Annotated in this window: 20 protein-coding genes; 12 read left to right on the top strand and 8 right to left on the bottom strand. The window is 69.7% G+C overall.

Annotation, left to right across the window (positions count from 1 at the left end; translation table 11 throughout):
• Positions 1–5: 5 nt before the first annotated feature.
• The 4 genes from nadC to C441_RS11990 form a co-directional block, all read right to left on the bottom strand.
• The gene (gene nadC / locus C441_RS12005; protein WP_007275323.1) at positions 6–812 is read right to left on the bottom strand and encodes a carboxylating nicotinate-nucleotide diphosphorylase; all 807 of its coding nucleotides are present in this window, start codon (positions 810–812) and stop codon (positions 6–8) included.
• The gene (locus C441_RS12000) at positions 799–2,427 is read right to left on the bottom strand and encodes an L-aspartate oxidase (protein WP_007275322.1); all 1,629 of its coding nucleotides are present in this window, start codon (positions 2,425–2,427) and stop codon (positions 799–801) included. Before C441_RS12000 ends, nadC begins: the two co-directional genes overlap by 14 nt.
• A complete protein-coding gene (gene nadA, locus C441_RS11995) occupies positions 2,424–3,581 on the bottom strand; it encodes a quinolinate synthase NadA (RefSeq protein ID WP_007275321.1) in 1,158 nt (385 codons plus the stop codon). The genes C441_RS12000 and nadA overlap by 4 nt, the downstream gene beginning before the upstream one ends.
• 210 nt (positions 3,582–3,791) lie before the next feature.
• Entirely contained in the window at positions 3,792–5,432 is a 1,641-nt protein-coding gene (locus C441_RS11990) for an amidohydrolase (protein WP_007275320.1), read from the bottom strand.
• 152 nt (positions 5,433–5,584) lie between these two features.
• Here C441_RS11990 and hmgA point away from each other — a divergent pair, with 152 nt between their 5' ends.
• On the top strand, positions 5,585–6,796 hold the full coding sequence (gene hmgA / locus C441_RS11985; RefSeq protein ID WP_007275319.1) for a hydroxymethylglutaryl-CoA reductase (NADPH): 1,212 nt from the start codon (positions 5,585–5,587) through the stop codon (positions 6,794–6,796).
• Between the two features lie 209 nt (positions 6,797–7,005).
• Positions 7,006–7,155, top strand: a complete 150-nt coding sequence (locus C441_RS19720; protein WP_160166868.1) for a hypothetical protein — start codon at positions 7,006–7,008, stop codon at positions 7,153–7,155.
• Positions 7,156–7,183: 28 nt separating this feature from the next.
• Here C441_RS19720 and C441_RS11980 read toward each other — a convergent pair whose 3' ends face one another.
• Positions 7,184–7,723, bottom strand: coding sequence for a DUF5817 domain-containing protein (locus C441_RS11980; RefSeq protein ID WP_007275318.1), 540 nt, complete (start codon positions 7,721–7,723; stop codon positions 7,184–7,186).
• A 239-nt stretch (positions 7,724–7,962) separates the two neighbouring features.
• Between C441_RS11980 and C441_RS11975 the strand changes: the two genes are divergently transcribed.
• Positions 7,963–8,466: a hypothetical protein gene (locus C441_RS11975; protein WP_083874920.1), complete on the top strand. Its 504-nt coding sequence runs from the start codon at positions 7,963–7,965 to the stop codon at positions 8,464–8,466.
• Positions 8,467–8,638: 172 nt separating this feature from the next.
• Positions 8,639–9,094, top strand: a complete 456-nt coding sequence (locus C441_RS11970) for a hypothetical protein (protein ID WP_004969560.1) — start codon at positions 8,639–8,641, stop codon at positions 9,092–9,094.
• 54 nt (positions 9,095–9,148) lie between these two features.
• On the opposite strand, the gene icd is transcribed toward C441_RS11970, so the two are convergent.
• Entirely contained in the window at positions 9,149–10,408 is a 1,260-nt protein-coding gene (icd, locus tag C441_RS11965; RefSeq protein ID WP_007275316.1) for an isocitrate dehydrogenase (NADP(+)), read from the bottom strand.
• 117 nt (positions 10,409–10,525) lie between these two features.
• Here icd and C441_RS11960 point away from each other — a divergent pair, with 117 nt between their 5' ends.
• From C441_RS11960 to C441_RS19950, 5 genes are all read left to right on the top strand, one after another.
• The gene (locus C441_RS11960; protein WP_007275315.1) at positions 10,526–11,479 is read left to right on the top strand and encodes an isoaspartyl peptidase/L-asparaginase; all 954 of its coding nucleotides are present in this window, start codon (positions 10,526–10,528) and stop codon (positions 11,477–11,479) included.
• An 84-nt stretch (positions 11,480–11,563) separates the two neighbouring features.
• Entirely contained in the window at positions 11,564–12,499 is a 936-nt protein-coding gene (locus C441_RS11955) for an oxidoreductase (protein ID WP_007275314.1), read from the top strand.
• Between the two features lie 69 nt (positions 12,500–12,568).
• Positions 12,569–12,997, top strand: a complete 429-nt coding sequence (locus C441_RS11950; RefSeq protein WP_007275313.1) for a DUF7522 family protein — start codon at positions 12,569–12,571, stop codon at positions 12,995–12,997.
• An 84-nt stretch (positions 12,998–13,081) separates the two neighbouring features.
• The gene (locus C441_RS11945) at positions 13,082–13,723 is read left to right on the top strand and encodes a DsbA family oxidoreductase (RefSeq protein ID WP_007275312.1); all 642 of its coding nucleotides are present in this window, start codon (positions 13,082–13,084) and stop codon (positions 13,721–13,723) included.
• Positions 13,724–13,789: 66 nt separating this feature from the next.
• Positions 13,790–13,945 carry a hypothetical protein gene (locus C441_RS19950; RefSeq protein ID WP_004969554.1) on the top strand — a complete coding sequence of 52 codons (156 nt, stop codon included), beginning with the start codon at positions 13,790–13,792 and terminating at the stop codon, positions 13,943–13,945.
• Between the two features lie 107 nt (positions 13,946–14,052).
• Here C441_RS19950 and C441_RS11940 read toward each other — a convergent pair whose 3' ends face one another.
• Positions 14,053–14,694, bottom strand: a complete 642-nt coding sequence (locus tag C441_RS11940) for a dienelactone hydrolase family protein (RefSeq protein WP_007275310.1) — start codon at positions 14,692–14,694, stop codon at positions 14,053–14,055.
• Positions 14,695–14,860: 166 nt separating this feature from the next.
• Between C441_RS11940 and C441_RS11935 the strand changes: the two genes are divergently transcribed.
• The 3 genes from C441_RS11935 to C441_RS11925 are packed head-to-tail and all read left to right on the top strand — an operon-like array spanning position 14,861 to position 17,227.
• The gene (locus C441_RS11935) at positions 14,861–15,895 is read left to right on the top strand and encodes a thiamine pyrophosphate-dependent dehydrogenase E1 component subunit alpha (protein ID WP_007275309.1); all 1,035 of its coding nucleotides are present in this window, start codon (positions 14,861–14,863) and stop codon (positions 15,893–15,895) included.
• Positions 15,895–16,935, top strand: a complete 1,041-nt coding sequence (locus tag C441_RS11930; RefSeq protein WP_007275308.1) for an alpha-ketoacid dehydrogenase subunit beta — start codon at positions 15,895–15,897, stop codon at positions 16,933–16,935. The genes C441_RS11935 and C441_RS11930 overlap by 1 nt, the downstream gene beginning before the upstream one ends.
• 31 nt (positions 16,936–16,966) lie before the next feature.
• Positions 16,967–17,227 (top strand): lipoyl domain-containing protein, encoded by a 261-nt coding sequence (locus C441_RS11925; RefSeq protein ID WP_007275307.1) that lies wholly within the window; start codon positions 16,967–16,969, stop codon positions 17,225–17,227.
• Between the two features lie 18 nt (positions 17,228–17,245).
• On the opposite strand, the gene ppk1 is transcribed toward C441_RS11925, so the two are convergent.
• The gene (gene ppk1 / locus C441_RS11920; RefSeq protein WP_007275306.1) at positions 17,246–19,504 is read right to left on the bottom strand and encodes a polyphosphate kinase 1; all 2,259 of its coding nucleotides are present in this window, start codon (positions 19,502–19,504) and stop codon (positions 17,246–17,248) included.
• Between the last annotated feature and the right edge of the window lie 76 nt (positions 19,505–19,580).

The following is a 19,580-nucleotide window of genomic DNA, read 5'->3' as shown; positions in this document are numbered from 1 at the left end:
GCCCCTCACCCGGTCCGGAAGGAGAAGTCCGAACTCGGCGCGCTGTGGGTGAGCCAGCCCATCGACACCACGTCGACGCCGGTGTCGGCGTAGTCGGGGAGCGTCTCCGGAGTGATGCCGCCGCTGGCCTCCGAGAGGACGCCCTCGGGGAGTCGGGAGACGCCCTCGCGGACCGCCTCGGGCGGGAGGTTGTCGAACAGGACGATGTCGGCCCCGGCGGCCGCGGCGCGCTCGCCCATCGCGGGCGTCTCGACTTCGACTTCGAGCTTGGTCGCGAACGACTTGCGCTCGGCGAAGCGGCGGACCGCCTCCTCCAGACCGAGTTCGGCGACGTGGTTGTCCTTGACCATCACCATCCCGGAGAGCGTGAGGCGGTGGGTGTCGCCGCCGCCGGCGACGACGGCGCGCTTTTCGACGCCGCGGAGGCCGGGGGTGGTTTTGCGGGTCGCGGCGACCCGAACCGAATCCGAGACTTCGCGGGCGGCGTCGACCGCCTCGCGGGTCGTCGTGGCGACCCCGGAGGCGTGGCCGACGACGTTGGCGGCGACGCGCTCGCCGCGGAGGACGTTCCGGGCGTCGCCCTCGACGCGGAGGACTTCGTCGCCCGCTTCGACCGCGTCGCCGACTTCGACCGCTCGCTCGGCCTCGACGCCGAGGGAGCCGAAGACGGCGACGGCGGCGTCGAGACCGGCGGCGACCGCCGGTTCCTTGGCGACGAGCCGGCCGGTGGTGTCGCCGGGCACGTCGTTCGTCACGTCGCGGTGGCCGACGTCCTCGGCCAGCCAGCGCTCGACCGTCTCAGTCGTCAGCACTCGGGGTCACCCCCTGTCCGGCGTCGTCGCCACGCTCGCCTCCGTCGCCTCCCTCGCTTCCCTCGCGCCCGTCGGGGTCGACGAGCGAGTGACAACCGGCCGACGGCGCGTCGGCGGCCGCGCGGGCGACGAGGAGCGACGCGACGCAGGCGTTCCGGAGTTCGTAGACGGCCCGCGAGACGCGGGTGCGGGCGTAGGCGTCGACCTCGCCTTTCAGGCGGCGGAGCCGCGCCCGCGCGGTGTCGAGGCCGTCGGGCGTGCGCTCGATGCCGACGAACTCGTCCATCGTCCGCCCGAGGCGGTCGAACTTCGTGTCGGCGAAGGCGTCGGGGAGCGCCGGGTCGGAGTCGCGCGGCGGCGCGTACTCGACGGTCTCGGCCTCGCCGCGGCCCCGGTCGGACGCGGTCTCGCCGGCGCGGACGCCCCAGACGAGGCCTTCGAGCAGGCTGGTCGAGGCGAGTCGGTTCGCGCCGTGGACGCCGGTGCGGGCGCACTCGCCGACGGCGAACAGCCGGGACAGCGAGGTCCTGCCGCGGTCGTCGACGGCGACGCCGCCGCAGAGGAAGTGCTCGCTCGGGGCGACCGGGATGCCGGCGTCGAGGTCGACGCCGCGGTCGTCGCAGAGCGCCGCGAGGTCGGGGAACTCCCCGCGGAAGGCGAGGTCGGCCACGTCGAGGACGACGCGGCCGGTCCGGTCGCGGGCGCGGGAGACGGCGCGGGCGACCACGTCTCGGGGGGCGAGTTCGGCGTCTTCGTGCACGTCAGGCATGAAGCGGCGGCCGTCGGCGTCGCGCAGGACCGCGCCCTCGCCGCGAACGGCCTCGCTGACGAGAAACGGTCGCGCGTCGTCGTCGGCCCGTGGGTCAGTCCGGGGGTCGTACGCCGTCGGATGGAACTGGACGTACTGCATGTCAGAGACGGTCGCGCCGGCGAGCGCGGCCATCGCCACGCCGTCGCCGGCCGCGCCCGCGGGGTTGGTCGACCGGGCGTAACAGTCGCCGATGCCGCCGGTGGCGAGGACGGTCGCCCCGGCGAACACGGGTTCGACCTCGCCGCCCGCGAGGACGGTCGCGCCGCGGACGGTCCCCTCCTCGGTCAGGAGGTCGAGCGCCATCGCGTCCTCGACGATGCGCACGCCGTCGCGGGCCGAGAGGTGCTTCAGGAACGGCCGGAGGACGTGCGCGCCGGTGCTGGCGTCGACGTGGAGGATTCGGCGGCTGGAGTGCCCCGCCTCGCGGGCGAGGTCGAAGTCGGCGGCGTCGGTGCCGGCGGCGTCGCCAGAACCCGGGTCGCCGGCGTCGCCGTCGCCCGCCGCGTCGAACTCGACGCCGAGCGTGTCCAACAGCACGTCCTCGACGACGGCGCGGGACTCGGAGACGAGCGTCTCGACGGCCTCGGGGTCGGCGGTGTCGTCGCTCGCCCGGCGGATGTCGGCGGCGAACTCCGCGGGCGCGGACCGGGTGACGGCGATGCCGCCCTGCGCCCAGTCTGACGCGGCGTCCTCGGGTTCGGTCGCCTTCGTGACGACGAGCACGTCGGCCCCCTCGCGGGCGGCGGCGAGGGCCGCGGCACAGCCGGCGATGCCGGAGCCGACGACGAGCACGTCGGCCTTCATAGTTCGAGCATGCGGTCGAGCGCGACCGCGGCGAGTTCCTTCTCCTCGGGCGCGACCTCGACGACGTTGGGTTCGCGGCCCGCGGCGAGTTCTTCGAGCACCCACGTCAGGTAGTTGGGGTCGACCTGCCGCATGGCGTTGCAGTCCATGCAGGCGTCGCCGCAGAGGGGGCGCACGTCGACCTCGGGGTGCCAGCGCGCGAGGTGTCGCGCGAGGTGGACCTCGGTGCCGATGGCCCACGTCTCGCCGGGGTCGGCGTTCGCGACGACGTCGCAGATGTGGCTCGTGGAGCCGACCTCGTCGGCGGCCGCGACGACGCTCGGGCGGCACTCGGGATGGGCGACGACCTTCGCGCCGTCGGCCTGCGCCGCCTCGACGTGGTCGACGCGGAAGCGCTCGTGGACCTGACAGTAGCCGTCCCAGAGGATGACTTCTGCGTCGCCGAGGTCCGGAATGTCGGGTTCCACCTCGCCGGCGGCACCCATCGACTCGGCCACGTCGCCGGCCCACGGGTCCCACTCGACCACGCCGTCGATGCCGAGGTCGTCGGCCGTGTTGCGCCCGAGGTGCTTGTCGGGAAGGAACAGCACGGCGTCGCCGCGCTCGAAGGCCCACTCGAAGGCGTCGGCGGCGTTCGAGGAGGTGCAGATGAGCCCGCCGTGGGAGGCGCAAAAGGCCTTCAGGTCGGCGTAGGAGTTCATGTACGTCACGGGGACGATGTCCTTGCCGCCGCTTTCTTCGACGAGCGTCTCCCACGCGGAGTCGACCTGCACGGCCTCGGCCATCCCGGCCATCGGACACGACGCCTCCATCGACGGGAGAATCACCGTCTGGTCGTCGCCGGTGATGACGTCCGCGCTCTCGGCCATGAACGTCACGCCGGCGAAGACGACGTAGTCGGCGTCCGACTCGGCGGCGCGCTTCGAGAGTTCGTAGGAGTCGCCGATGAAGTCCGCGTGCTCGACGATTTCCCGGCGCTGGTAGTTGTGCCCGAGGACGACGACGCGGTCGCCGAGCTCCTCGCGGGCGGCGGCGATTCGCCGGGAGCGGGCGGCCTCGTCGAGGTCGCGGTGGCTCTCCGGAAGCTGTTCGAGGGTGTCGTATTTGAACAGGCTGAGCTCCGACTCGAACCCGACCGACTGTAATTCAACCACGATTGGTCACCACGGTGGAAGTCCAATCATCGGCCCTTATTGAAAAATATTTTTCTTCAATACTCGTGACTCACCCGTAAAGATTCTCTACATAGACGATTGGCCGGTGGTAAATGCACTCGATTAGTCGTTCGAAGTCGAGCACAGTCTCTACTCGGTCGAAGAATAATTTTCTTCAAAAGAGTAACGACATCGATAGTTGTTCTTTGCTCAGTCGCGTTCGAAGACGACGCGACCGTCCACGACGGTCATCGAGACCGGGACATCGCGAATCGAGTCGGTCTCCCACGGCGACTCGTCGAGGACGACGAGGTCGGCGGCGGTGCCGACCGCGACGGTTCCCAGTCGGCCCTCGTCGAACCCGGCGTAGGCCGCGCCGGAGGTGTACGCCCGAAGCGCCTCGGTGACGGTGAGCGACTGGTCGGGGTTCGGGTGGTCGGTGGCGAGGTCGACGCCGAGAAGCGGTCCGAGCGGCATGCAGTCGCTCCCGAACGCGAGGTCCACGCCCGCGTCGAGCAGGTCGCGGTAGCGGTTGGTCCGCAGGCGTCGCTCGCCGAGCCGGGCGTCGTAGAGGCCGCCCTCGTCGGCCCACTTCAGGAAGTTCGGCTGGACCGAAGCGACGACGCCCGAGTCGGCGAAGCGCTCGATAGCTTCGTCGGACGCGAGTTCGACGTGTTCGACCCGGTGGCGGGCCGCGCCGGGGTCGTCGGTCTCCTCGTACGCGTCGAGCACCGCGTCGACGGCCGCGTCGCCGATGGCGTGGGCGGTGAGTTGGTAGCCCGACTCGTCCGCGTCGGCGACGAGGTCGCGGAGTTCCTCGGGGGCGACGACCCACTGGCCCGTCTCGTCGTCGGCCGCGTCGGGGTCCGCCGCGGCGTCGGCGTAGGGTTCTGTGAGCTTCGCGGTCCGCCCGCCGAAGCTCCCGTCGGTGAACGTCTTTATCGCGCCGACGGTGACGAGGTCGCCGCGACTCCCGCCGCCGTGGTTCGTCCGCAGGCCGACCTCGCGGAGCGCGTCGAGGTGGTCGGACCAGTAGTTGATTCGGACGCGGAGGGCCAGTTCGCCGGCGTCGGCGAGGTCGCGGTAGACCTCGGGCGCGCGGGAGCCGCGGACCATGTCGTGGACGCCGGTGACGCCGCGGGCGGTCGCGTACGACTGCGCCGCGCGGACGAGTTCCGCCATCTCCGCGCGGCCCGGTTCGGTCGCCTCGCGGAGCACGTCGACCGCGCCCTCGACCACGATGCCCGTCGGGTCGCCGGCATCGTCGCCGTCACCGTCGCTCCCGGCGGTCCGCACGCCCTCGTCGGGCAGTTCGTCGGCGTAGCGGTCGAGGACGACCGAGTTGACGCCGGCGGTGTGGAGGTCCTCGCGGAAGGCGACCACGGGACGCGACTCGGAGACGGCGTCGAGGTCGTCGCGGGTGAGGTATCTCGATTCGTCCCACCTGCTCTCGTCGTAGCCGTAGCCGAGCACCCAGTCGGTCTCGTCGCCGCCGATTCCGTCGCCAGTCCCCCCATCGCCTCCCTCGGTTTCGCGTTCGACCTCGGCGGCGCGCTCGCGGAGCAGTTCGACCGCCTCGGCCGCGGAGCCGGCCTCCGAGAGGTCGGCGTGGACGATAGACCGGCCGACCATCGGGAGGTGCGTGTGGGCGTCGATGAAGCCGGGGAGGACGACGCGGCCGCCGCAGTCGACGACCCGCGTCTCGACGCCGGCGAGCAGTTCCACGTCGAACGTGCGGCCGACCCGGACGACCTCGCCGTCGCGGACGGCGACGGCTTCGTGCGTCTCGTCGGGCGACCCGAGAGTGTGTACCTCCGCGTTCGTCAGTACGAGGTCCGCTGCCGCGGTCATACGTTCGACCCCGACGCGGGAGGGCAAAACGGTTCGGGAGGCGGCGGAGCGGTCGGGCGGTGGTCGGACGACGGGGCGGCCTTGAACGGGGACGGACCGCGGGCGTTGGAAGAACCGGAACGCGTTAGGGCCGGCGCGGGAAACGTCGGGGCATGACAGACGCCGCGTCCCTCGCAGACCGCGTTCGGGAGGGCGAACTCCGCCTCCACGAACTCGAAGCGCACGCCGACGCCGACACCGCCGCCGAGGCGCGCCGCTCGCTCGTCGAAGAGCAGTCCGGCGCGTCGCTCGACGCGGTCGGGAACTACGGCTTCCCCGCGGAGGCCGCCGAGTCGGCCATCGAGAACATGGTCGGCGCGATTCAGGTGCCGATGGGCGTCGCCGGCCCCGTCTCGGTCGACGGCGGCTCCGTCTCCGGCGAGAAGTACCTGCCGCTCGCGACCACCGAGGGCGCGCTCCTCGCGTCGGTCAACCGCGGCTGTTCGGTCATCAACAGCGCCGGCGGCGCGACCGCTCGCGTCCTCAAGTCCGGGATGACCCGCGCGCCGGTGTTCCGCGTCGCCGACGTGGCCGAGGCCGAGGCGCTCGTCTCGTGGACCCGCGACAACTTCGCGGCGCTGAAGGAGGCCGCGGAAGAGACGACGAACCACGGCGAACTCCTCGACGTGACGCCGTACGTCGTCGGTAACTCCGTGTACCTGCGGTTCCGCTACGACACCAAGGACGCGATGGGGATGAACATGGCCACTATCGCCACCGAGGCCGCCTGCGGCGTCGTCGAAGACGAGACGACCGCCTCGCTCGTCGCCCTCTCGGGCAACCTCTGTTCCGACAAGAAGCCCGCCGCCATCAACGCCGTCGAGGGCCGCGGGCGGAGCGTCGCCGCCGACGTTCGAATCCCGCGCGAAGTCGTCGAGGAGCGCCTGCACACCACGCCCGAAGCGGTCGCGGAACTCAACACCCGCAAGAACCTCGTCGGCTCCGCGAAGGCCGCGAGCCTCGGCTTCAACGCCCACGTCGCCAACGTCGTCGCCGCGATGTTCCTCGCCACCGGGCAGGACGAGGCGCAGGTCGTCGAGGGGGCGAACGCCATCACGACCGCCGAGGTGCAGGACGGCGACCTCTACGTCTCGGTCTCCATCGCCTCCCTCGAAGTCGGCACCGTCGGCGGCGGCACGAAGCTCCCGACGCAGTCCGAGGGCCTCGACGTCCTCGGCGTCAGCGGCGGCGGCGACCCCGCCGGCTCCAACGCCGACGCCCTCGCCGAGTGCATCGCCGTCGGCTCCCTCGCGGGCGAACTCTCGCTTCTCTCCGCGCTCGCCTCGCGGCACCTCTCCAGCGCACACGCCGAACTCGGCCGGTAACCGGGCCGTTTCAGTTTCACTAGCTCCAGAAACGACTGAACCGCTTTTCTTCGCGCTTTTCGGACCTGTCCCTCCTGATTCGAACCTCGACGTCCACTTTCACTTTCACTCCGCACCCGTGGCTCGCGTTTATTCCGTTCCCGTGAAAACGATGAAAACGCGTCCGTCGGGGAGCACCCGCGGGCGTGTCCACACCCCCATCCCCTCCCATGCCCGTCTCCACACGCGGTACCGACCCCGAATCGCCCGACGAGTACGACGACGCGCGGCGGGTGGCGCTCGCGCTCAGGCTGGTGAAGTTGGCGCTCGGCGTCGTCGCCTCCGCGCTGACCGTGGCGAAGTTGCTCGGCGCGCTCTGAGGTGAGTCCGCGAGGGCGACCCCGGCGCTCAGACCAGCCGGTGTCGGCCCCGCGACTCCGACACCTCGCCGCGCCGCCGGAGCTTATCGAGCAGGTCGCGGGCGCGGTCCTCGGGGACGCCCCGCTCGACCGCCGCCGCGACGATTTCCGCCTCGGTCGGCCGGTCGCCGTCCCGAACCGCCTCGCGGACGACCGTCAGGCGGTCGGGCGACCCGGTCGACGAGTTCCGACCCCGCGAGGCGGCCTCGCCCGCCTCGAACACCTCGTCGGCGTCGAGTCCCGAGCCTTCGAGGTACTCGCGGTCGTCGACGCCCGACTCCTCGACCCGCCGGTCGAGTTCCGAGACGTGTTCGACCTGCGCGAACGCCTCGCTGTCGCCGTGTTTCTTCGCCAACAGCGCCGACCGCGCCTGCCGCGCGGCGTCCCTGTCGTCGGACTCGAAGAAGCGCCGGAGCTTCTTCGTCTGGTGTCGCCTGCCGCACCGCGGACACGTCGCCGTCTTCGACCCGTCGGGGTCCGAAAGCAACCACATGTTCGCGCAGTCCGTACACCCCACGACCGCGTACATACGCCGTTGTTCCGCGGCGGCGGATTTGAACGTTCGGGAGCGCGAGCCGCCGCGGGCCCCTCTCGAACGAGGCCGTGATACGTTTCAGTCGAAACATATGAGGAGAAAGCATTTATCAGCCCGGTGTCACAACCCGATAGACGGTAGTCCCTAACTATGCCCTCCCCCCGCGTACTTCCTCCATGGACAACGCCCGGCGCGCCGAACACCCCGGTCACCGCGACGAGCGACGGCCGACGATGAGTCACTCGAAGCTCGCGCGCGAGCCGTGGCTGTGGGCGTTCGTCGGCGTCTGGGCGGCAGTCGTCAGCGCGCTCCACTTCGGCGGGCTCGCGTACAACGTCTACACGCGCATCTGGTGGTGGGACGTGCTCACCCACTCGCTTTCGGGCTTCGGCGTCGCGGGCGTGTTGTTCCTCGTGTTCCCGCAGACGTTCCGCGGCGCTCGCGCCCCCGTGGTCGTCGCGACCGCCCTCCTCGCCATCGGCGCGGGGTTCGAGGTGTACGAGTACCTGTTCAAGGACTTCTGGTGGGGCTGGTCGATGGCCTACTACGCCGAGGACACCGCGATAGACCTCGTGGTCGACGTGGTCGGCGGCCTCGGATTTTTCGCCTTCGTCGAAGGCATCCTCCGGTCGCGGACGCCGGCCGACGCGACTCCCGGCGAGTCGTCGCGCCGAATCGGCCACCTCCGCTCGGACGGCGGCGAGCAGTCGGGCGACGACTGCCCGGCGAACCGCTGACTCCGGCGTCGGCACGGCCGTCGACGAGGTTAATTTCACCCCGGACGTGTCGTTTCGTCGGGAAAAGTTACATACCGATGATGGCCTATCTCTCGTCTATGCTTCCGCTCGCAGGCAACCGCACACACCTCCCCGCCACCCCAGCCGACGCGGTTCACCGTTCGACCCGCGCATGCTGAGACGAACCTGGAACGAGACGGTGTTGGCCGGGTGGGAAGAACGCCCCCGAGAGATGGCCGTCGTCGCCGTGTTCGGGAGCGTCGTCACCGTGACGCACTTCACGAGCATGGCGCTGTTTCTCTACACGCGCATCTGGTGGTGGGACATCTTCGTCCACGCCGCCTCCGGGTTCGGCGTCGCGGCGATTCTCTACGTCCTCAATCCCCGCCTGCTCCACTCGCGGCTCGCGCTCCTCGTCGTCCTCCCGATGGCCGTCGCCGCAATCGGCACGTGGTTCGAGGTGTACGAGCGACTCTTCACCGGCTTCTGGGTCGAGTGGCCCCGCTCGGTCTACTTGGAAGACACGGCCGTCGACATCGTCGCCGACACCGCCGGCGCGGTGGTCTTCGGCGTCGTCAGACCGCTGTGGAACCGGATTCGGCGCTGGCGAGACCCGAATCGACTGTAGTCGGCGCGAAAGAGATGCGGCGTCCGTGCCGCGAGAGAGAAGTGGTGTGGTCGCTTACGCGAGTTCCTGAATATTCTCGACGACCTTGTCGGCGTACTCGCTCGTGGCGAGCTTGTTACCGCCCTCGATCTGGCGTTCGAGGTCGTAGGTCACGTCGCCGTCCGAGATGGTCTTCTCGACGGCGTCGCGGATGAGCTTGCCGGCGTCCTTCCAGCCCATGTACTCGAACATGAGGCGGCCGGAGAGAATCATCGCGGTCGGGTTGACCTTGTCCTCGCCGGCGTACTTGGGCGCGGAGCCGTGGACGGGCTCTGCGAGACAGAGGCCCTCGCCGAAGTTCGCGCCGGGGGCGATGCCGAGGCCACCGATCTGCGCGCCGGCGGCGTCGGACATGTAGTCGCCGTTGAGGTTCATCGTGGCGATGACGTCGTAGTCGGCGGTGCGGGTCAGGAGTTGCTGGAGCATGTTGTCCGCGATGCGGTCCTTGACGACGACCTTGTCCTCGGGCTTCTCGCCGTCGTACTCCTCCCAGAGCTCGTCTTCCGTGATGGTGACGTCGCCGAACTCCTCTTCTGCGAGCTCGTAGCCCCAGTCGCGGAACGCGCCCTCGGTGAACTTCATGATGTTCCCCTTGTGGACGAGGGTGACGGAGTCGCGGTCGTTTTCGAGGGCGTACTCGATGGCCTCGCGGACGAGGCGCTTCGTCCCGAACTCGGTGATGGGCTTGATGCCGATGCCGACAGGGCCGTCGTGGATGACGCCCGTGGCGCCCATCTCGTCTTCGACGAACTCCTTGACCTTCTGGACCTCGTCGGTGCCGGCTTCCCACTCGATGCCGGCGTACACGTCCTCGGTGTTCTCGCGGAACGTGACCATGTCCATCGCCGAGGGGTTCTTGACGGGCGACGGGACGCCGTCGAGGTGGTAGGTCGGGCGGACGTTCGCGTAGAGGTCGAGCTTCTTGCGGAGCGCGACGTTGAGCGAGCGGAAGCCCGCACCGACGGGCGTCGTGAGCGGGCCCTTGATGGCGACGCGGTGGTCGCGGATGGCGCTTACCGTGTCTTCCGGGAGGTTCTCGTCGTACTTGTCGCGGGCGGACGAACCGGCGTAGACGCGCATCCAAGAGACCGAGCGGCCGGTCGCTTCGGCGGCGGCGTCGAGGACCTTCTGCGCGGCGGGGCCGACGTCCGTTCCGATTCCGTCGCCGTGGATGATCGGAATAATCGGGTTGTCGGGGACGGAGAGCTCTCCCGTCTCCTCGTCGACCGTGATTTTCTCGCCGTCGTCCGGAACCTCAATCTGGTCGTAGCTCATGAACAATCAGAGCTTTCTAGTGCGGTGTAAAAGTCCTGCCGTTATCGACGGCGAAGGGCAAGTATCGCTCTGTGCGGGGTCGATACGTTTACACTCGCAGTCGGGAGACACTCGCGTATGCGAATTATCCTCCACGGCGGTGCCGGCGGCATCCCCGGCGAACCGGCGCCCAGACAGGCTGTCATGGACGACGCGGCCGACGCGGGCGCGAGCGAGTCCGACCCGCTTTCGGCGGTCGAAACCGCGGTCCGCGTCCTCGAATCCGACCGCCGGTTCAACGCCGGCGTCGGCGGCGCGGTCCAGTCCGACGGCGTCGTCCGCACCGACGCGGGCGTCATGCTCAGCGACCGCCAAGTCGGCGCGGCCGCCGGCATGGAGGGCGTCGAACACGCCGTCTCCGTCGCGCGGGCGGTCCTCGAAGAGACGCCGCACGTCCTCCTGACGGGCGACCCGGCGGTCGAGTTCGCCGCCGACGCCGGCGTCGAGACCGGCGTCGACCTCTTTACCGACGAGACCCGCGAGCGCTGGGCGAACGCGGACGCCCCCGACGGGTCGCCGACGGAACACCTCGCGTGGCTCGCCGACCGGTTCGGCGAGAGCACGAGCGACCCGACGGCCGAGGCGGGAGACGGCTACCTGCCGGCGGACGAGGAAACCTCGGCAGGCAGTGGCCGCTCGGCTCACGATGTTCGCCTTCCCGGCCACGACACGGTCGGGGCGGTCGCCACCGACGGCGAGACGTTCGCCTCCGCGACCTCGACCGGCGGCCGCTGGTTCGCCCTCGCCGGCCGCGTCGGCGACGTGCCGCAGGTCGGCTCGGGCTTCTACGCCTCCCCGGCCGGCGGCGCGTCGACCACGGGGGCGGGCGAAGACATCGCGCGCGTGACGCTCGCGCGCCGCGCCGTCGGCCACCTCGAACGCGGCTGTGACGCCCAGACCGCGGCCGACCTCGCCATCGAGGAGTTCGGCGAACTCACCGGGTCGTCGGCGGGCATCATCCTCCTCGACGACGAGGGCTTCGGCTCGGCGTTCAACTCCGACGGGATGCAGACCAGCACCGCGTCGAACTGAGGTCCTCGTGGCCGGTCGCGGCCGCCTTCCGGTCGCGCCGGCCCCGCCGCCACGGTTTACTCGGTTCGGGCCGTTGAATCCCCCATGAGCGACTGGACCGCGGCCGACGTTCCCGACCTCTCCGGGAAGACCGTCGTCGTCACCGGCGCGAACAGCGGCCTCGGCTTCGAGGCGACGCGCGTGTTCGCCGAGAAGGGCGCGCACGTCGTCATGGCCTGCCGGAGCCTCGACCGCGGCGCGGACGCGATGGCCGACATCCGCGACTCGGTGTCGGCGGCCTCGCTGACCCTCTCGGAACTCGACCTCGCCGACCTCGACTCGGTCCGGCGGTTCGCCGACGAGTTCGCCGCCGAACACGGGTCGCTACACGTCCTCTGCAACAACGCCGGCGTGATGGCGATTCCCCGGCGCGAGACCGCACAGGGCTTCGAGACGCAGTTCGGCGTGAACCACCTCGGCCATTTCGCCCTGAGCGCCCGCCTGTTCCCGACGCTCCGCGACACGCCCGGCGAGACGCGGCTCGTCACGATGTCGAGCGGCCTCCACGAGCGCGGCCGGATGGACTTCGACGACCTGCAGGGCGAACGCGACTACGACGAGTGGGACGCCTACGCCCAGAGCAAGCTCTCGAACCTGCTTTTCGCGTTCGAACTCGACCGCCGGCTGACCGCCGCGGGCATCGACGACGTGCTGAGCGTGGGCGCACACCCCGGTTACGCCGCCACCAACCTCCAGTTCCGCGGCCCCGAGGCGTCCGGGTCGACGCTCCGGTACTGGATGAGCAAACTCGGCAACGCGATATTCGCCCAGTCCGCCGAGATGGGCGCGCTCCCCCTCCTGTACGCCGTGACCTCGCCGGCCGTCGAAAGCGGGGAGTACGTCGGCCCGCAGGGGCTGTTCGGCATGCGCGGCCATCCCGGCATCGCGGAGCCGAGCGACCGCGCCAGAGACCCCGAGACCGCCGCGCGGCTCTGGGACGTGTCGGAGGAACTCACCGACACGCGGTTCCGACTGGCCTGATTCACCACCTGTCTCGGACGAGCGCCGGGAGGCGAGACGGCCAAATACTGCGGCGTGCTATCTACCCCCGTGACCGAATCAACGCCGACAATCACTCAGAGCGTCGCCGACGCCATCGTCTCCACCTGCCGAACGACGCTCGGGGACTCCCTGCGAAGCGTCGTCCACTTCACCCGCGACGACTTCGACGTGCTGTACGTCCGACGGGACCTCTACGACTGGGACGAGGCCGCGGCGCGCGCCGCCAAGTCAGAACTCGTCGAGAACGAACGCACCGGGTTCGGCCCGCGAGAGACCTACAGCGCCGGCACGACCGGCGCGACCCCCGACTTCGGCGAGTACGAGTTCACCCTCCGCGTCTTCTCGGACGGCTTCGTCGGCCGCGTCGTGGGCGGCGACCGCGGCGTCATCGTCACCACCGACGAACTCGAACTCTCGGAGTTCGAGGAGATGGAAGTCGCGCTCCGCCGGATGCTCGAATCGACCCCCGGCGTGTGAGTCCCGGTCCGAGCCGTCGCCGCGTCGTCGCGTCGACCGCACACGACAGAGCAATCCGCTTTTGTAATCGGGAGGGATACGAGTGTGTATGAGCGAACCCGACGCGGACCGGAGCACATCACCGTCTACTCGGACTACGTCTGTCCGTTCTGTTACCTCGGCCGCGAGTCCCTGCGGCAGTATCAGGCGACCCGCGACGAGGAACTCGACATCGACTGGCACCCCTTCGACCTCCGGAGCCACAAGCGCCGCCCCGACGGGAGCATCGACTTCTCCGTCGACGACGGGAAAGACGACGACTACTACGAGCAGGCCAAGGAGGGCGTCCGCCGCCTGCAGGACAAGTACGGCGTCGAGATGGACCTCGACATCGCGACCGACATCGACTCCCTGCCGGCGCAGGTCGCCTCGTTTCACGTGAAACAGCACTACGACAACGACACGTGGCTCGAATTCGACGTGGCAATCTTCGACGCGCTCTGGCAGGGGGGCGAGGACATCGGCAACGAGGACCTTCTCGTCGAACTCGCCGAGGACGCGGGCGTCGAGGGCGACGAAGTCCGCTCTGCGCTGTCGGACGACGCGCTGTTCGCGGAGGTGCGCGAGCAGTTCGCCGAGGCCCAGCGCCACGGCGTGACCGGCGTGCCCACCTTCGCCTACGACGGCTACGCGGCCCGCGGCGCGGTCCCGCCGGAACAGCTCGAACGCCTCGTCGACGGGGTCTGAACCCGCGTTCGCCGGGCGAAGCCCGCGCGAGGTACCTTCATTTTGTAAGCGGCCGTAGCTATGTACATGGCCAACAGACACCACCGTTGCAACCTCTGCGGCCGCGATTTCGACAGCGGCGAGCGACTCGACGAGCACGTCGAGCGCCGCCACCCCAAGGAGGACGTTCGCTGGTGGGTCGTCGTCGAAGACCCCGCGAAAGACCTCAAGTTCTCGCGCTGAGCGTCCCGACCCATCCCGGTCGCCCCGCACTTGACTCCGCGGTCGCCTCGCGGTCGCCTCGCGGTCGCCCCGCAGTCGCCCCGCGGTCGGCTCCGCGAGCGACGCCCTCAGCCGAGGTGCGTCTCGAACCAGTCGGCGGCGAGGTCGGCCACCGCGTCCAGCTCGCCCGGCCCCTCGAACAGGTGGCCTGCGCCCTCGACGACCTCCAGCGACTTCTCGCAGTCGAGTTCCGCGAACGCGTCGCGGTTCAGACTCAACACCGGTTCGTCGGCACCGCCGACGACGAACAGCGTCGGAGCCGTCACGTCGCCGAGCCGCGACTCCGCGAGGTCGACGCGGCCGCCCCGAGAGACGACCGCGCCGGCGTCGTCACCGAGGTCGGCCGCCGCGAGGACCGCCGCCGCCGCGCCGGTGCTCGACCCGAAGTAGCCGTAGTCGAGCCCGGCGGTGTCGTCGCGGCCGCGGAGCCACTCCGTCGCGCCGAGCAGTCGCTCCCTCAGAAGCGGGATGTCGAACCGCGTCCCGTACTCCTCGTCTTCCGCCTCCGTGAGCAGGTCGAAAAGGAGCGTGCCGACTCCGCGGTCGCGGATGACCTCGGCGACGGAGTTGTTCCGCGGGCTCTTTCGACTGCTCCCGCTTCCGTGGGCGAACACCACGAGCCCCGCCGCGCCCGCCGGAACCCGAAGGTCGCCCTCCAGCACCGCGTCGCCGACGGGTATCGAAACGAGATTCGGCGTCGTGTCGCTCATACGAGACGATACGACGGACTGCGGCTTAGGCCTGTCTCGACCCGTCGGCTCCCGTGAACGCGGAGTCCGCTCGTTCTGATGGTCATGACTTACACAATTAATGTTAATATACAATCGGGAGTACACCCGAACGCCAACCATGGTGAGTGTTACCGACCTACGGACGATGTACGAGCAGATGGTGACCGCTCGGCACTACGAGGAGCGGCTGGTAGACGAGTACCTCGTGGGGAAACAGCCGGCGTTCGACATCTCGGCGGGACCGATTCCCGGCGAACTGCACCTCGCGGCGGGGCACGAGGCGTCCGGCGCGGGCGTCTGCATCCACCTCCGCGACGACGACACGGTGACCGCGCCGCACCGACCGCACCACATCGCCATCGCGAAGGGCGTCGACCTCAAGCGCATGACGGCCGAGATTTTCGGGCGGAAGACGGGGCTGTGCCGCGGGAAGGGCGGCCACATGCACCTGTTCGACCCCGACGTGAACTTCGCGTGTTCGGGCATCATCGCGCAGGGCTGTCCGCCGGCGGTCGGCGCGGCGATGGCCGCGAAAAAGCGGAACACCGACGCCGTCGCCGTCGCCTTCCTCGGCGAGGGCGCTATCGACCAGGGCGGCTTCCTCGAATCGCTGAACCTCGCGGCGGTCCACGACCTCCCGGTCGTCTTCGTCGTCGAGGACAACGACTGGGCCATCAGCATGCCCAAAGACCGCGTGACGGACGTACAGAACGGCGCACAGCGCGCCGACGGCTTCGACATGCCGGGCGTCCGTATCGACTCCGACGACGCGGTGGCGGTCTACGAGGCCGCGGACGAGGCCGTGATGCGCGCCCGCGACGGCAACGGGCCGACGCTCATCGAGGTGCAGGTCCACCGCCGGATGGGTCACTTCATGGGCGACGCGGAGGGGTATCGCCCCGAGGCCGACATCGACCGCGCGGAACAGCGCGACTCCATCGAGCGACTCGCCGAGGACCTCCGCTCGCACGGCGTGACCGACGACGACATCGACGAGATTCGAGAGCGCGCCCACGAGCGGGTCGAGGAGGCGATTTCGTGGGCGAAAGAACAGCCCGAGCCCGACCCGGAGGAGGCGTACGAGAACGTGTTCACGAACCCGCCGGCGCAGGCGGCGACGGACGGCGGGGCCGCGGCAGACGCGCCGGGCGACGCCGGCGAGACGGGAGGTGACAACTGATGGCGACCGAATCACGAGACTACACCGAAGCGACCGAGACGGACCGCGAACTGACCATGAGCCGGGCGATGGTCGAGGCCATCGCGTGGGAGATGCGCGAGAACGAGGAGGTGTTCTACATGGGCGAGGACGTCGCCGACTACGGCGGCATCTTCTCCAGTACGACCGGCCTCTTGGACGAGTTCGGCCGCGACCGCGTGATGGACGTTCCCATCAGCGAGACGGCCTACCTCGGCGCGGCGGTCGGGGCCGCACAGGCCGGAATGCGCCCGATTGCCGAGCTGATGTTCGTCGACTTCTTCGGCGTCGCCATGGACCAGATCTACAACAACATGGCGAAGAACACCTACATGAGCGGCGGGGCCGTTTCGGTGCCGATGGTGCTGACCACGGCCGTCGGCGGCACTTACAACGACGCCGGCCAGCACTCCCAGACGCTCTACGGGACCTTCGCCCACCTGCCGGGGATGAAGGTCGTCGTCCCCTCGACGGCCTACGACGCCAAGGGCCTGATGCACAGCGCCATCCGCGACGACGACCCGGTCGTCTACATGTTCCACAAGCGCCTCATGGGTCTCGGCTGGATGCCGTCGCCATCGGGGCCGAAGACCGGCGTCCCCAAAGAGGACTACACGATTCCGTTCGGCGAGGCCGACGTGAAGCGCCCCGGCGACGACGTGACCGTCGTCACCCTCGGCCTGCACGTCCACCGGGCGATGGAGGCCGCGGAACAACTCGACGAAGACGGCATCGACGCCGAGGTCATCGACCTCCGGACGCTCGTGCCGCTCGACACCGAGACGGTGCTCGACTCGGTCCGTAAGACCGGGAAACTCCTCGTCGTCGACGAGGACTACCAGTCGTTCGGCGTGACGGGTGAAATCGTCGCGCGGGCGGCGGAGGGCGCGCTGGACGACCTCTCGGCGGTCAAGCGCCTCGCCATCCCCGACGTGCCGATTCCCTACGCCCGCTCGCTCGAAGACGAGGTCAACCCCGGCACCGACGACATCGCGGCGGCCGTCCGCGAACTCCACGAATGACGGGAGCGTCGGAACCGAACGGGGGTCGCGCATGACGGACGCCGTCGACGTGAACTCGGCGGACTCGTGGCCCGACGACGCGGACGACGTAGACGAGGGCTACCTCGCCAACTGGTTCGTCCGCGAGGGGTCCGCCGTGGACGAGGGCGAGACGCTCTGCGAGATACAGGTCGAGAAGGTGAGCATCGACGTGGCCGCGCCGACGGCGGGGACGGTCACGGAGATACGCGTCGGCGAGGGCGACGACTTCGCTCGCGGCGACGTGCTCGCGCGGGTGCAACCGAGCGCCTGACTCGGATTCGATTTTTCGTCAGTCGTCGCCCGCCCGGTACGCCTCGCCGAGCGCCCGGTCCATCAGCTCTCGGTGGGCCTCTCGGACCCGCTCGCCGTCGCCGGGGCGACGCTGTTCGTACCGACCGTCGGCGTCCATCACCCAGCGCCGGCGGTTGTCCGACAGGAGCGCGTCGAGCACGGCGTCGAGTTCGGCGCGGTGTTCGGGGTCCTCGACCGGCGCGACGGCCTCGACCCGGCGGTCGAGGTTGCGGGTCATCCAGTCGGCGGAGCCGACGTAGTACTCCGGGTCGCCGTCGTTTTCGAAGTAGAAGATACGCGAGTGTTCGAGGAACCGACCGACGACGCTCGACACCGAGACGTTCTCCGAGAGCCCCTCGATACCGGGTCTGAGCCGACAGATGCCGCGGACCACGAGGTCGATGTCGACGCCGGCCATCGACGCCTCGTACAGTTCGCGGACCATCGCGGGGTCTTCGAGGGCGTTCATCTTGGCGACGATGCGGGCCTCGCGGCCGGCGCGGGCGTGGTCGGCCTCTCGGCGGACGAATCGCGTCATCTCCTCGCGGAGGTTCGTCGGCGCGACCAGCAGTTTCCGGTACGTCTCGGCCCGCGAGTGGCCGGTGAAGAAGTTGAACAGGCGCACGAGGTCGTGGCCGATGTCCGGGTCGGCGGTGAACAGCCCGAGGTCGGTGTAGAGCTTCGCGGTCTGGGAGTGGTAGTTGCCGGTGGCGACGTGGGAGTACAGCCGCACCTCGTTGCCCTCCTCGCGGACGACGAGCGCCGTCTTCGAGTGGGTCTTGAGGCCGATGGTGCCGTAGGCGACGTGGATGCCCTCCTCTTCGAGCCGGCGGACCCACCGGAGGTTGTTCTCCTCGTCGAACCGCGCTTTGAGCTCGACCATCACCGCGACCTGCTTGCCGTTGTTGGCGGCCTCGATGAGCGTCTCGATGACCTCGGAGTCGGGGGCGGTGCGGTAGATGGTGGCCTTGATTGCCAGCACGTCGGGGTCGGCCGCGGCGGCCGCGAGGAACGTGCCGACGGTGCCCGTAAACGAGTGGTACGGATGGTGGACGAGCACGTCTTTCCGGGCGATTTCGGCGAACACCGACTCGGGGTCGTCGGCGGAGCGGCCGGCGAACCGCGGGTGGGGCTGGGGCGTCCACGGCGCGATTTCGAGTTCCGGGCGGTCGAGGTCGAAAAGCGACGCGAGCGCCCCGTAGTCCAGCGGTAGGTCGCGCTCGAACACCTCGGGGTCGTCCACGTCGAGCTGTTCCGCGAGCAGGTCGCGGACCGCCTCGGGCGTGCCCGACTGGACCTCCAAGCGGACCACCGTGGCGAACCGACGCTGGCGGAGCACGTCCTCTATCGTGGCGATGAGGCCCTCTGCGACCTCCTCGTTGCGGCGGACCTCGGCGTTCCGCGTCACCCTGAACGCCGAGGTGTCGATTATCTCGACGTTCGGGAACAGCAGGTCGATGTTGCGCTCGATGACGGCCACGAGCGGGACGAATCTGACTGGCGCGGAGGCGGCGGCCGATGAAACGGTGTCGGAGTCGCTTGCCCCATCCGCGTCGGCGACGCGCTCGTCCACGTTGACGAGTCGCGGGCGGTTGCCGGGGACTTTGACCCGCGAGAACTTCGTCGGCTCCTCTGCGCCCTCGGTCGTGCGGACCGCGAGCGAAAGCGAGAGATTCGAGATGAACGGGAAGGGGTTCGACGGGTCGAACGTCAGGGGCGTGAGCGTCGGCAGGACCGACGCCTCGAAGTAGTCGCGGAGGGCCGCCCGCTCGTCGGGCGCGAGGTTGTCGTAGCCGACGATTTCGATGCCCGCGTCGGCGAGCGCGGGCCGGACGAGGTCGTGAAAGCAGGCGGACTGCCGGTCGAGCAGGTCGCGGGCGCGGTCGAGGACGAGCGACCACTGCCCGCTCGGCGTCCGCCCGTCGGGCGAGAGTTCGCTCACGCCCGCGGCCATCTGCTGTTTCAGGCCGCCGACGCGCTTCATGAAGAACTCGTCGAGGTTCGAGGTGAGAATCGAGAGGAACTTGACGCGCTCGAAAAGCGGGTTGCGGTCGTCTATCGCCTCGTTGAGGACGCGCTCGTGGAAGGCGAGTTCGCTGAGTTCGCGGTTGAGATACAGCGCGGGGTCTGCGAGGTCGGCGTCGGCCGGCTCCGTCGCGTCTTCGCCGCGCTCGCGGGCGCGGACCGGCGCGGTCGTCTGCTCCTGACCGGCGCGTCGGCCCTGCGAGTCGCCGCCGCGAGGCTCGTCGTCGGACATGTGCTTGAGAGGAGATGGTTCGGCGGCGACCTTTAGTTCGCCGCCTCGGCCGTCGCTCCCACCGTCGCCGCGGCGC

The organism is Haloferax sulfurifontis ATCC BAA-897, assembly GCF_000337835.1.
In the GTDB taxonomy this organism is placed as follows: domain Archaea; phylum Halobacteriota; class Halobacteria; order Halobacteriales; family Haloferacaceae; genus Haloferax; species Haloferax denitrificans.
The sequence above is the reverse complement of the archived record's forward strand: the minus strand, read 5'-3'. Positions and strand labels throughout refer to the sequence as shown.

What these genes read in the sequence shown, in the direction of transcription:
- C441_RS12000 (WP_007275322.1), bottom strand. Translation starts at nt 2,427, where the DNA reads ATGAAGGCCGACGTGCTCGTCGTCGGCTCCGGCATCGCCGGCTGTGCC.
- C441_RS11990 (WP_007275320.1), bottom strand. Translation starts at nt 5,432, where the DNA reads ATGACCGCGGCAGCGGACCTCGTACTGACGAACGCGGAGGTACACACT.
- C441_RS19950 (WP_004969554.1), top strand. Translation starts at nt 13,790, where the DNA reads ATGGCCAACAGACACCACCGTTGCAACCTCTGCGGCCGCGATTTCGAC.
- C441_RS11980 (WP_007275318.1), bottom strand. Translation starts at nt 7,723, where the DNA reads ATGTACGCGGTCGTGGGGTGTACGGACTGCGCGAACATGTGGTTGCTT.
- icd (WP_007275316.1), bottom strand. Translation starts at nt 10,408, where the DNA reads ATGAGCTACGACCAGATTGAGGTTCCGGACGACGGCGAGAAAATCACG.
- C441_RS11955 (WP_007275314.1), top strand. Translation starts at nt 11,564, where the DNA reads ATGAGCGACTGGACCGCGGCCGACGTTCCCGACCTCTCCGGGAAGACC.
- C441_RS11940 (WP_007275310.1), bottom strand. Translation starts at nt 14,694, where the DNA reads ATGAGCGACACGACGCCGAATCTCGTTTCGATACCCGTCGGCGACGCG.
- C441_RS19720 (WP_160166868.1), top strand. Translation starts at nt 7,006, where the DNA reads ATGCCCGTCTCCACACGCGGTACCGACCCCGAATCGCCCGACGAGTAC.
- C441_RS11975 (WP_083874920.1), top strand. Translation starts at nt 7,963, where the DNA reads ATGAGTCACTCGAAGCTCGCGCGCGAGCCGTGGCTGTGGGCGTTCGTC.
- ppk1 (WP_007275306.1), bottom strand. Translation starts at nt 19,504, where the DNA reads ATGTCCGACGACGAGCCTCGCGGCGGCGACTCGCAGGGCCGACGCGCC.
- C441_RS11970 (WP_004969560.1), top strand. Translation starts at nt 8,639, where the DNA reads ATGCTGAGACGAACCTGGAACGAGACGGTGTTGGCCGGGTGGGAAGAA.
- C441_RS11960 (WP_007275315.1), top strand. Translation starts at nt 10,526, where the DNA reads ATGCGAATTATCCTCCACGGCGGTGCCGGCGGCATCCCCGGCGAACCG.
- hmgA (WP_007275319.1), top strand. Translation starts at nt 5,585, where the DNA reads ATGACAGACGCCGCGTCCCTCGCAGACCGCGTTCGGGAGGGCGAACTC.
- C441_RS11930 (WP_007275308.1), top strand. Translation starts at nt 15,895, where the DNA reads ATGGCGACCGAATCACGAGACTACACCGAAGCGACCGAGACGGACCGC.
- C441_RS11935 (WP_007275309.1), top strand. Translation starts at nt 14,861, where the DNA reads ATGTACGAGCAGATGGTGACCGCTCGGCACTACGAGGAGCGGCTGGTA.
- C441_RS11925 (WP_007275307.1), top strand. Translation starts at nt 16,967, where the DNA reads ATGACGGACGCCGTCGACGTGAACTCGGCGGACTCGTGGCCCGACGAC.